We start from the raw sequence: 12,912 nt of genomic DNA on the forward strand, positions 1-12,912 counted from the left end.
TTGTGGTTAGCATTAAGGACATTGCCAAACAAGCCGGAGTCTCCATCTCCACGGTATCCCTCGCGTTAAACGGCAGCCCGAAAGTTACGGACGAGACGAGCGCGAAAATCCTCGCCATCGCCGACCAACTGAATTATGTACCCAATGCTGCCGCACGCTCCTTAAAAACCCGGGAGTCCAAAATTATCGGCGTATATTTGACCGACTTTAACGGCGCGTTTTACGGCGACTTGCTGCAGGGCGTCAAAGAGGTGCTGAACCGGAAGGAATACGACATGGTCGTGTGCAGCGGCAAGCAATCCCATCGTCTGCTTCCGGAGCGGATGGTCGACGGGGCGATCATTTTGGATGAGACGTTTTCCAGCGAGGAGTTGCTCAAATACGCCGATCTCGGGCATAAAATCGTGGTGCTCGACCGCGAGCTGAATCACCCGAACATCAATCAAGTATTGCTCGACAACAAGGCGGGCGCCGCTTTGGCCGTCGAACACCTGATCGAGCAGGGGCACCGCAAGCTCTACGTCGTGACGGGCCCGAAGGGCTCGTACGACTCGAAGCAGCGGTTGAAGGCGGCTAGGCAGACGGCGGCCCGTTTCGACGGGGTGGAGTTGATGGAAATCGAAGGGAATTTCAACAAATCCGACGGGGAACAAGCCGCAGAGCGGATCCTGCGGGAATATACATCTCCTGTAGCCGTCTTTTGCTTGAACGATGAGATGGCGATCGGACTCTATAATGCGGTGAAGCATACCGACTATGTGATCGGCAGGGATATTCACGTGATCGGCTTCGATAACATCGAATTGTCCGAATACACGGTGCCCCGGCTGGCCACGATCGATTACTCCAAACGCAAGTGGGGTGCGCTGGCCTCCGAGCAGTTGCTGAAGGTGCTGGCCGGGGAACCGGTCGAGCATGAGCGGGTATACGTAACGCTGGTCAAAGGGGATTCGGCGGGAAAAGCATAAGCCGGCACGTCAACGCATATAAGCGCCAAGCGGTTTCAAAGGAGAGCCTGCTCTAGACGGACCGCTTGGCGTTTTTTAGTTTAATCTGATGCTGTGCGGAAAAATATCAAAACTTTAAAAAAATTCAAAATGTACGGCAAATACGGGTTCGGAGGAATTATTGAAAAAAGAAGTATTCTCCATTCAATAAAAGATCCGCGGCAAGCTGGAAGCCCGGAAAGCCAAAGAGGGCCTTGAGGAATTCGGATGGCATAATAAACCTTGGTCCACAAATAAAAAAAGCGCAACCCGCCTTTACAAGAAGGCGGGTTGTTCTTTTTAAATGAGCGGGCGATTCTATTCGCAACGTTCATATTTTAAAATGTGCCATCCGATCCGTGAGCTCTTGAACGAGACGGCTTAAATGCACGGCCGCCGACGAGATCTCCTGCATCGTGGCCAGCTGCTGTTCGGACGCCGCCGCTACCTGTGCGGTTTCGTCCGTCGACTTCATTGTAATGTCCGCTACGAGGCGGACCGCTTCCGCGACGCGCGCGGTTCCTGCCGACATTTCCTGAACCTCGGCCGAAACTTCCTGCGCCCGGACCCCAACCTGTTTCATTTCCTCCATAATCGATGCGAATAGCTGTCCGCTTTCGGTGACGCTTAACAAGCCCTTTTCAACCTCAAGCGCGGTGTTGCCGATCAGCGCTGCGGCATGGTCGGTATCCGCGGTAATTTCGGCGATGCCGGCTTGCACCTGGCCCACGGCAAGCTTCGTTTGCTCCGCCAGTTTGCGGATTTCCGCAGCAACGACGGCAAATCCTTTGCCATGTTCACCGGCGCGGGCCGCCTCGACTGAGGCGTTCAATGACAGAATGTTGGTCTGGCTCGAAATGCCCGAGATCAGCCCGATCAGCTTTCCGATCTCTTCGGAACGCTGGCTAAGCCGCTTCATCGCCTCGTTCGACTCAGCCATGGAAATGGAAATCGCGTTCATTTCCATGGCCGCGCGTTGGACGACCCGGTCCCCTTGCTCGGTTTGGCCGGTGACATCTTCGGCCGATTCCGACACCGCTTCGGCCGAAGCCTGGACTCTCCGGACGCTTTCGGTCATCTCCCGCATCATCCCGGCCGCCTTGGCCGCCTCCTCGTTCTGCTCGTTCATGCCATCCGCCACGCTTTCCGTGGATGCGGAGATCGATTGCGCCGCCAGCGAAGTTTGCTCTGCGCCCCCGGTGAGCTCTTCGGAAGTGGCGCTGACGGTAAGGGCGATTTCAGATGTTTGGTTCAGCATTTTCCGCAGATGGGCTGTAGCTTCATTCAGATGCCCCGCCATTTCTCCAAATTCGTCCCTGGATTGAACGGGCACCGTTTGGGTTAAATCGCCGTCCGCCATAAACCGCAGTGCCTTCACCATCCGGTTGATATTGTTGGTCACCATCAGACGCGCCAAGAACCAAATGCCGAGGCCGAGAAGCAGCAGGGACAGACATCCGATGACGATCGATTCGTTGCGGTTATTCGTATACGTTGTTAAAATTTCGGCTTTTGGAATCGCCGTTTGCACGTACCAAACCTGATCGTCGATAATCGGGATAGGTTTAAACGCGCGGATGACGGCGGCTCCATCCGAGCCTGCGCTTTCATGCGTGAGCTTGCCCTTCCGCACTTCTTCGAACAGCCGTTTGTTGTCATCCGCAGAAATAAAGGATTTGCCGATTTCTTCGGGATTTTCGCCGTTCGCTATGTATAAACCGCCGCCCGAAAGCAAGGAGACGTGTCCGCCAAGCGGATGTTCTTTTTCCGCGGCTTGCTGGAAGGTATCGAGCAGGAAGGCGCCGCCGACGATCCCGAGAAAGCGTTCGTTTTGATCCAGAACAGGCAGTGCGATCAAGGTCACCAGCTCCGATTCCCCATTCTCGGTCGGGGCGTTATAAGGTTCCATGACGACGGCTTGCTTGGTTGATTTCGCCTGATCGTACGCGGTAAAAGTATCCAGATCGCCAAACGGAACCGGCATAATTTGACCATCATTGAAGCGGATCACCATGGTTGCCATCCGCCCTCCATTGACGGCGAAAAGCGAATCTCCGGTAAAATCGGCGTCCCGCCCGTAGGTGTCGGGTTCCCAGACCGTAAATATGGAGCTGACGGAATCGTTTTCTTTGAGCAGATTTCCGAGACGGCGGATCATCCGCTGACGGTCTGTATCTCCTTGGGACACCTCATCCATAAAGATAGAGCGCATGGAAGCAAGCGAAGCCACCGTGTTCTGAACGATTTTCGCGTTCTCGTCGGCATAATTTTGTCCTGTGTTTTGGGCTTCCAGCATGCCCCGGTCCATGCTCACTTTCTTCAACACATCCAAATTCCAGCGGATCAGCACGAAAAAAGCGGCGATTAGAATAATGGAAGATAGGGCGATGAATTTAACGATGACTTTTTGATTCATAAACCATTTAATCACGATAGTCCCTCCAGTGTTTATGGATTTAGCAGCTCAGGCTTACGTTTCCAACGTACTCACAAGTCTTTCCGACACTTCGATCAACCGGATTTCAAAGGGTTCCAAAACCGCATGAATGGTCAACACTTCGGATGAGGCGCTGAGTTCCTTTTCGATCTTCGGAATCGAAATCCGCTTTAGGTATTCGATATCGCCCAGGGAAAGCTCTGCGGTTTGGCCCAGATTGAGCGCGTTGTCATAGGCGCTGCCGTAGTCGCGGTTCACGATGGAATGCCTGATTTCAAAGCTGCCGGCAAGAGGAGCCAGCTCTAGCCGGAATTCGCGTTTGGCTTTGCCGGGAAAATGCGAATAGCGTTCCTTGTGCGAAATGCTGATCGAAATGCCGTTTGCGTAAATGTCATCGTAGTGATGGTAGTTGTACAGCAAAATCTGGTAACGGTTTTCTTGTTTGGTAATGAAGTAGCCGTCCCCCCGGTCGATCAGGAAATCTCCCAGCTTGTTCAAAAAGCAAAAGGCGTGATAGGCGGGTTTCTTGATATTGTTATAAGTAAACAATCCCAGGCCGCCATGAAAAACTTGGCTTGGAAGCCGGTTTTCTTCATGCAAATCGGTCAGGAGCCAGTACCCGAACGAATCGAGGCGGTCGTAATTTTCCGCAATGTTCTTGATGACGTACGATGATTTGAAGCAGGTGTCGCTCATCAGGTCTTTATGGGAAACCGTCGAATTCCATTCGGTCAAGTATACCGGCAAAGCCGCCAATTCCGCTTCCCGGAGACGGAGCTGCAGCCGGTCGATGAATTGCTTGAAAGAATCCGTGACCGGACTAAGATTAAGCTGCTTGTCCATGCTGAGCTGATCGTTCTGGGCAACGAGATCGATATCGTAATAGTGAATCGTGATAAATTCGGGCAGGCAGTTATTGTCTTTGCTGAACGCCAGAAACGAAAACAGCCAATCCTCGCTTTTGTTGTACGTCGAGAAAGCGGCAGGTCCCCCGAATGAAAGGGAAGGATCGATGTTCTTTACGGTTTCGTACGTGTTTTTGTACAGCGAAAAAAACGTTTCGTCCTGCTTGAAGCCGAACAGCAGGTTGGACGAGCTTGGCTCGTTCCATACGCAAAACAGCCAGCTGCGGACTTCTTCAATGCCGTATCGTCCGATCAGATGCAGCGTCAACGCCTCGACCAGCCGGTTCCATTTATCCATGTCCTTGGGAGGGCTGGTGTTCATATTGGCGTAGAATACGGTTTTGGACAAGTCGCTGGCCAGCTTCGCCGGCATAAACGAAAACTGCACGAGCGGCTTCAGACCGACCGATAGCAGAAAATCAAAAGCCTTATCGATCAGCCCGAAATTGTACATGGGCCTTCCTTCGCCATCCTCGCCGTATACCATCAGGTCATCGTCCAGCAGGCCGTGCATTTTGATGTATTTAAAGCCGATCTCCCGCTGCGCGATGCGCAGGGCTTCCTGAACATCGGCATACAAAACTTCTTTAACGCGGCCGACCCCGATGAAATTTTTGAAATGATGGTTCAGCTTCCCGATTTGTCTGGTCACGTCGATCCGATGCGCCGTTGAGAAGCGCTGAAGTATCTTTTCCGGCGGAGCCAAGGAAGGTTGCCCCAGATTGTTTTCGATAAAACGGGAAATTTCCTCATGATAGGAGTGCGGCTCGTCCTGGTAGTAGTTCACCGATTTTTCCTTGGTCGCCTCGATGCTCCCGGAAACCTCCTCCGCGTGCTTCTTGCGCCAAATGCTGGGGAGCTCCCCGTATTTCTCGCCGAAAGCCGTCACGAAGGAACGCACGTTGGGAAACCCGTTTTTGGCGGCGATTTTATCGATCGTCAAAGACTCGTTCAGCAGATCGTTAACGGCATAATGCAGCCGCAGATCTTTTAAATATTCGCTAAAGGACAGGCGTAATTTTTTCTTGAAATATTTCGACAGGTACGGTACGGACAAAAACTCCTGCTTCGCGACTTCCTGCAGGGAAATCGGGTCGCTGTAATGGCTGTTGACATAATCCAGTATCCGCCGCAGCCGGTCCAATCCTTCCTTCGGCTGCCGGGCGGCTGTTTCCGGTTCTTCACTGCTGAAATGGGTGCAAAGTTCATAGATTAGCTCGTACACAAGGGATGCGTTCTTCAAATCAACGAATTCGGAGGCGTTGATGTTATGCTGCAGGATTTGGGCGACGATTCGCTTGATGTTTCTGAACGTCCCGGGATCGTTCGTTTTGACGGTGTTGCAGTCAAAGTACATTTTTTTGATGTCGACGACTACTTCCTTCAGCAGTTCGAGTTTGATTTGCAGGGCGACCATCGTAGCGTTTTCGGAGTGCAGTTCATGCACTTCGTTGGAATTGATGAGAATGAGGTCTCCCGCGCCAAGCCGGTAGGAAACGTTGCTCACGTTAATGTCCGCTTCGCCTTTCATGACCACGATAAGCTCTAACGACTGATGCCAGTGACGGCTGACGCTGCCGATCCGGTGCAGGAAAAATTTGATGGGAAGCTTCTTGGGAAAGTTGATGATTTCATGACGAAACTCCAAGATTAAGCACTCCTTGATCCTTGATGGGTGGTTTTTTAATTCGATTCTAATTTCAGAGTGTACTAAATATTAATGTAGTCCACAATACTAAAGAGTGAAATGTTGGAAAATGACGATTTGGGTTAAAAATTTGCTCTAATCAGGATAATTATCATAGTTATTTTTTAACCTTCGTTATGTTAAAATGATTTATTTCCGAACCTGCGGACGGACGTAGGATAATGGCTAAAGAACGTTCTTGGTGAAGAGCGTTTTTTTGTTTTATCAGGCTGCTGCAAGGTGGATTTTTTAATTTCTCGCCCCTTTTTCAAGCCGTTGGCGATAATTATTGGTTAAATATTTGCCCTAATGAAGATAAAAGAAACAGTTATAGCCGATTCTTAATCATGTTACACTGGGTCAGCGGGAAGAAAGCGATATCAAGGATTGAAGGAAGGTTGACATGGACAAACCCGTATTTTTGGAAACCAGAAGCATCGTGAAGAGATTCAATGAAGTGACGGCCGTGAACAATATCAGCATGAAGATTTACCGCGGCGAAATCCGGGGGCTGATCGGAGAAAACGGCTCCGGGAAGTCGACGATATCCGCCATGATCAGCGGTTTGCTTCCGAAAACGGAAGGGGACATGCTTGTCGAAGGTGATCCGTATGCTCCCAAAGATCCGCTTGACGCCCGAGCCAAGAAAATCGCCATGATCGTGCAAGAGACCGGAACCATCGGTCAGTTATCCATTGCTGAAAATATTTTTCTGGGGGACGAAGGCCGGTTTGCCCGGAACGGTATCATCGATCGCAAGCAAATGCATCAGGAAGCGAAAAAAGCGCTCGCTCTTGTCGATTTCGGCGAGGTGGACGTATCGCTGCCCGCCCTGACGCTGAATTTTGAGCAGCGCAAGCTGATCGAAATCGCCAGAGCTTTGTATTACGAGCCGGAATTGTTCATTGTGGACGAGACGACCACCGCATTGTCGCATGACGGGAGGCTGCTGATTCACCGGCTGATGCGCAAGCTGCGCGACCAAAACAAAGCGGTCCTGTTCATCTCCCATGATCTTCCTGAGCTTATGGACGTTTGCGACGCGCTGACCGTGATGCGGGACGGCGATTTGATTACGACGATCGACCGCTCCGAGTTCGAAGAAAATCATATCAAGCAATCGATGGTCGGCAGGGTCATTGAAGGGGACTATTATAGAAGCGATATCCGCGCTTCGCGCGGGGAGCAGGTGATGATCCGCGTAAACGGCGTTCATGCCTCTTTGCTGCGTGATATTCGTTTCGAGCTTTACCAGGGTGAGATTTTAGGCATCGGCGGCTTGTCGGGCAGCGGGATGCACGAAGTGGGCAAGATCATTTACGGCGAATTAAAGCCGGATCGCGGAGAAGTGATTGTCTACGGTGAAAAAACGCCGGGACGCGCCTCGGGCGGTAAAAATCGGGTAAACGCGGAGAATGGCGGCCCGTTATTTCCGCACAAGGTGAAAAACGTGCAAACCGCGATCGCTAACTGTGTTGGTTACGTATCCAAGGACCGCGACCGGGAAACCTTGATCATGGAAGCTTCGATTAAGGAGAACCTTGTGCTTTCCGCGCTGGGGAAGCTGGCCAAGTTCGGCCTCATTCTGCCCGGAGCGGAAAAGAAATTCGCCCGGCGGCAAATGGAGGAGCTGAACATCAAGGCAAGCGGGATGAATCAACGTGTAGGGGAATTGTCGGGGGGCAACAAGCAAAAGGTCTCCTTTGGCAAATGGATCGGAAACGACTCCAAAATTCTTATACTCGACAGCCCGACACGCGGCGTCGACGTCGGCGTGAAGACGACGATGTACCAGTTGCTCTATTCGCTGAAACAGCAAGGATACGCCATTCTGATCATCTCGGAGGAGCTTCCGGAATTGATCGGAATGAGCGACCGGATTTTGGTCATGAAGAACGGGAAAATCAACAAAGAATTCCGGCGTGACGAAAATCTAAACGAATCCATGCTGATCGATTACATGATATAGGCAAGGCGGTGAGAACGAATCATGAAATTATTTATTAAAAGGCATCAAAATGCGCTGATCCAATATGCCGGCCTAGTGCTCGTACTGCTGTTGTTTACGTTCATGACGGACGGAGCGCTATTGTCCGACTTCAATATCCGGACAATTCTCAAACAACTCGTCGTGCTGTTCACGATTTCGGTCGGCATGGCGTTTGTTTTTTCGCATGGCGGGATGGATATTTCGGTGGGGGCGGTACTCGCATTAAGCTCGATGGCCGCCATTTACACGATGAACGCGGGAGCGCCTTTGGCGGTTGGAATTCTTGTGGCGATCGCGGTATCCGTGGCCTGTTATTTGGTCAATGTACTGATAGCCAATCAATTTAACCTTATGGCCGTGATTTCCTCGCTTGCGGTGATGTTTGTGGCCAGGGGCATCGTGACCTACCGGGTATCGACCTCGGCTTCCAAAATCGCCCTGGACGATGCCGGAGCGCTTAGAGAATTGGGGCGGAATATGCCGCTGATCGTCGCGATCATCGTTCTGGTGGGAACGGCCGGCTTCGTGCTGTTTCATTTGACCAAGATCGGCAAACAAAACAAGGCCATCGGCGACAATCCGCTGGCGGCTTCACAGAGCGGCGTACGGGTGAAAAGGATGAAAGTGGCGGCCTATCTTCTGGCCGGCATTTTGGTCGGATGCGCATCGATCCTTTCCTTGTCCCGATCGGCCGCCATCAGCGAGAACACGGGGATGGGCCTGGAAATGGACGTAATCGTTGCGCTTATCCTCGGGGGGATGGCGCTTAATGGAGGCAGCCGCTCCAGAATGAGCTCCGCGTTTGTCGGCAGCATTACGTTCGTGGTGCTGAACAACGGCTTGGTTATGGTGGGCGTTGCGCCCGAAGTGGTGTCCTTGATTAAAGGGATGATTTTCCTGATCGTCGTGTTTCTGCTGCTTCGCAGGCCCGGCGGCGAGGTCATGCCAAGGTAAAACAAATAAAGCAGAGAAAAGGGGTAAAACGAATGAAAAGCAAAAAGTGGCTATTTTCTTTGACCGCGTTCATTTTGCTTGTCGGAGTTCTGGCGGGTTGCGGCGGGAATGGCGGCGGAGCGGGCAATGCGGGCGGCAATGCAAAAGGCGGTTTCACCATCGGGGTCATGCTTTACAACTACACGGATATTCAAGGCCAGCAAATCAAAGCCTACTGTTCTTATCTGGAAAAGAATTTTAACGTCAAATTTAATTTCGCCACGGTTGGTTCCAGTGAAGAGGATCATATCACCGGGTTGGAAAACCTGCTGGCGTCCGGCGTCGACGCCGTGATCAGCGGTTATGACACCGCCCTGGAGCAAAGCGTCAGCCTGGCTGAAGAAGCCGGCGTATATTATGCGGTTGCCCTTGGCGAGACCGACGAAAATGTCTCAAGCGATTATTTTGTGGGCGGCATCAAGCAATTCGGCGAAAACCCGGAGGAACTGGGCGCCAAGTATGCCGAACAGGCCTATGCTTCCGGGGTAAGACATATCGGGGTTACGTCGTTCCCGGAATTCGCTTTTGAGGATGCTCCGGCCATTATCAAGGGTTTTACGGACAAAATGAAGGAGCTTGACACTAAGGGCGAGGTCACGGTTTATAAGGCTGAATTCCACTCGTTTGCTCCGGAAAACGCGGCGGATGCCGTAACCAAGATTATTTCCGATCACCCTGAGGTGGACGCTATTTTTGGACTTGGCTCCGGCATGGATTTTGTCTATCCGGCGATTCTCAACAGCACGAAACCCGATCTCCGCCTGCTGGCGCTCGGTTATAACGACTCGACGGAAGCAGGGCTTGAAAACGGCAAAATCGTGATGGCCGGAACGAATAATTACGGCGAAATTCTCGCCAACTCGTTTGCGCAAATTTACGACCGCTTGAACGGGAAAACGTACCCCGACCGGAAACCGAACGGCTACGTCAATTACGTTACCTTCACCACGCCGGCGGAAGTTCAGGATTTCAAAAACTTTGTCATTCCGGAGGATAAATCGAAAGGTGCGGTTACGGCCGAGGAACTGAAAGAAGTTATGCTGTCCTACAATGATGGCGCGACTTGGGAATCGCTGCAAAAACTGACGAACCGGACGCTTGCCGAAATCAAGGCGGCCAGAAATTAAACCATGCTTGCCTTGAGAAAAACTGAAGGGCGAGCCGTAATGGAGTGAAAATATGCAAGTCTTGATGTTGAAACAGGCAGTAAACCTGCTGAAAACGTTCCTGTTTCCGATCGCGGTTTATCTCATCATCCTTATTGTGACGCTTTTGATGAGCAAGACCGGGTATGTCTCTTCCGGCGCTTTTGACCGGATCATCCGGGGCAGCGTACTGACGACGATTACGGCTTATGCCATCGCGTTGCCTCTATCCGGGGGAAGATGGGATTTCGCCCCCGGAATCATCATCATCCTTGCCGGCATTATCGGCAGCAATTTGACGATTGATCTGGGGTTGGGGCCGGTCATACTGCTGGCGGTTACCGTCGCCGTTGCGATTCTCCTCAGTCTGATTGAAGGCCTTTTGTATTTATGGATTCGGGTACCGACCATTATCGTTTCGCTTGGCGTGGTTATGATGTACGAGGCTTTATCCGGCGTCGTGTACGGCGGTTCGGGAACGCAGCTATATATGCATGCTGGCCTGACCGTATTCACAAGATCCCCCTGGATCTATATCGTGCTCGCGCTGATTATGGTGCTGTTTTACTATTTGCTGAGCCACACTAAATTCGGCTACGATACAAGGTCGCTGGCGGCTAACCCGCGGCTGGCGGTCAATATGGGCGTCAAGGAGAAAAAGAACATCTTGCTGACCTATCTGGTAGTTGGCGCGCTGCTGGGAGTTGCCGCCGTCATCAACGCTTCCAACGTGTTGGTATCTCCGGCGGGCAATTTAAGTTCCACCGCTTTGATGTTCTCCTCCATGGGTCCTGTTCTGTTCGGACTGTATCTGGCGCAGTTTACGAACCTGCCTTTGGGTATTTTTGCGGGAGCGCTCGGCATGAACGCTTTATCCTACGGTATGGTCGTGCTGGGGATCGACAGTTCCCTGCAAACCGTGATCGTCGGGGTGTTTATCGTCGGATTCATGGGCTATACCTCCAATCAGGAGCGGATCCGGAGCTTTCTAAACCGGGCGAGAGCGGGAAACAAGGCGCAGGCCTAGAAACAAGCATGCGGAGAGGAGAGAAAGAAACCAATGGATATCAATCTGTTGCGGGAAAAACCGTTTTATTTGCAGGATGAGGATTTGGAGTGGGTAAGATCTACCTTTGACAATCTAACGACGGACGAAAAAATAGGCCAATTGTTTTTTATGGTCGGCTATAAGCAGGACGAGCCGTTCTTAACAAGGCTGGCCCGGGAACTCGGCGTGGGGGGACTGATGTGCCGTTCGATGGATAAAGAGAGTGTGATGGCCACGGTTTCCGCCTTGCAGTCGTCCGCCCGAATCCCGCTGCTCATCGCCGCCAATCTGGAAGCCGGCGGCCAAGGAATTACGAAAGACGGGACGAAAATCGGTTCGAATATGGCGATCGCCGCTACGGACGATCCGGAGCTCGCTTATCAATTGGGGCGGGTATGCGCGCTTGAAGGGAAAAGCGTTGGGGCCAACTATGCGTTTGCGCCCGTCGTCGACATCGATTACAACTTTCGCAATCCGATCACCAATACGCGAACCTTCGGCAGCGATCCGGAGCGGGTGAAGCGCATGGGCGCGGCTTATGTGCGAGGGGCGCAGGAACAGGGCATGGCCGCCTCCGTCAAGCATTTTCCCGGGGACGGCGTGGACGAAAGGGATCAGCATCTGGTTACCTCCGTCAACACGTTTTCGCCGGACGAGTGGGACCGTACCTTTGGGGACGTGCACCGCCATCTGATCGACGAAGGAGCCAAAACGGTGATGGTCGGGCATATCGCGCTGCCTGAATATTCGAAGAAGCTGGACCCGTCCCTCAAGGATGAAGAGATTCTGCCGGCTTCGCTGGCCACAGAGCTTTTAAACGGTTTGCTTCGAGAGCGGCTTGGCTTCAACGGTTTGATTCTGACCGATGCGACTACGATGGCGGGCATGAATATACCGATGCCGAGAAATGAATTGGTTCCCAAATCGATCGAAAACGGCTGCGACATGTTCCTGTTTACGAAAAACCTGGATGAGGACGTCGCATTCATGAAGCTAGGCCTTGAACAGGGGCTGCTTTCGGAAAAAAGACTGGACGAGGCCGTTTTGCGCATCCTTGGGCTTAAGGCATCTTTATCCCTGCACAAGACGAATAACATTCCTTCCCCGGATGTGGCGGAAACGGTGTTGAAAAACGAACGGCACTTGAACATCGCCGAACAGGTAGCCGACCGGTCCATTACGCTCGTAAAGGAAGAACAAGGCGTGCTTCCCATTAGCAGCGACCGTTACAAACGGGTGCTAATTTACGATATCGAAAGCGAGGCGAACGCGCTAGGTTACCAGAAAACGAGCGGGCTGGCGGCTTCGTTTATTCCGCTCCTGGAAGCCGAAGGTTTTGAGGTGACCCGTTTTGAGCCGAGCGGCATTTACGAAGGGCTGCAGGGTTCGTTTACGGAGATGAAGGATCGATACGACCTGATCATCTATCTTTGCAACCTGGCGACCAAATCGAATCAGACCACCGTACGGATCGAATGGATCAATCCGATGGGGGTGAACGTGCCCATTTACATGCAGTCCATTCCGACCATTTTTATTTCGACGGAAAATCCGTATCATTTGCTGGATGTACCGCGGGTCAAAACCTACATCAACACGTACGGGGTCAACGATTTCACCTTGCCTATGCTGGTGAGGAAGCTGACGGGGCAATCGGAATTCAAAGGCATAAGCCCCGCGGACCCATTCTGCGGCAAATGGGATACACGATTATAGAAAGG

8 protein-coding genes are annotated in these 12,912 nt (G+C 52.1%); 6 read left to right on the forward strand and 2 right to left on the reverse strand.

Translation table 11 applies throughout. From position 1 onward, the window contains the following. Positions 1-2 precede the first annotated feature (2 nt). Entirely contained in the window at positions 3-968 is a 966-nt protein-coding gene (locus EHV15_RS19810) for a LacI family DNA-binding transcriptional regulator (protein WP_128632714.1), read from the forward strand. A 349-nt stretch (positions 969-1,317) separates the two neighbouring features. On the opposite strand, the gene EHV15_RS19815 is transcribed toward EHV15_RS19810, so the two are convergent. Further along, positions 1,318-3,417, reverse strand: a complete 2,100-nt coding sequence (locus EHV15_RS19815; protein ID WP_128632715.1) for a methyl-accepting chemotaxis protein — start codon at positions 3,415-3,417, stop codon at positions 1,318-1,320. 39 nt (positions 3,418-3,456) lie between these two features. Further along, the gene (locus EHV15_RS19820) at positions 3,457-5,976 is read right to left on the reverse strand and encodes a GH39 family glycosyl hydrolase (RefSeq protein ID WP_128632716.1); all 2,520 of its coding nucleotides are present in this window, start codon (positions 5,974-5,976) and stop codon (positions 3,457-3,459) included. A gap of 442 nt (positions 5,977-6,418) precedes the next feature. Between EHV15_RS19820 and EHV15_RS19825 the strand changes: the two genes are divergently transcribed. The 5 genes from EHV15_RS19825 to EHV15_RS19845 are packed head-to-tail and all read left to right on the forward strand — an operon-like array spanning position 6,419 to position 12,907. Continuing rightward, positions 6,419-7,984, forward strand: coding sequence for a sugar ABC transporter ATP-binding protein (locus EHV15_RS19825; RefSeq protein ID WP_128632717.1), 1,566 nt, complete (start codon positions 6,419-6,421; stop codon positions 7,982-7,984). Between the two features lie 21 nt (positions 7,985-8,005). Next, entirely contained in the window at positions 8,006-8,959 is a 954-nt protein-coding gene (locus EHV15_RS19830; RefSeq protein WP_128632718.1) for an ABC transporter permease, read from the forward strand. Positions 8,960-8,991: 32 nt separating this feature from the next. Further along, a complete protein-coding gene (locus tag EHV15_RS19835; protein WP_128632719.1) occupies positions 8,992-10,125 on the forward strand; it encodes a sugar ABC transporter substrate-binding protein in 1,134 nt (377 codons plus the stop codon). A 52-nt stretch (positions 10,126-10,177) separates the two neighbouring features. Next, positions 10,178-11,170: an ABC transporter permease gene (locus EHV15_RS19840; protein WP_128632720.1), complete on the forward strand. Its 993-nt coding sequence runs from the start codon at positions 10,178-10,180 to the stop codon at positions 11,168-11,170. Positions 11,171-11,203: 33 nt separating this feature from the next. After that, complete coding sequence (locus EHV15_RS19845; RefSeq protein WP_128632721.1) at positions 11,204-12,907, forward strand: glycoside hydrolase family 3 protein; 1,704 nt, start codon at positions 11,204-11,206, stop codon at positions 12,905-12,907. Positions 12,908-12,912 lie beyond the last annotated feature (5 nt).

The sequence above is a fragment of the Paenibacillus oralis genome (assembly GCF_003863965.1).
In the GTDB taxonomy this organism is placed as follows: Bacteria; Bacillota; Bacilli; order Paenibacillales; family Paenibacillaceae; genus Fontibacillus; species Fontibacillus oralis.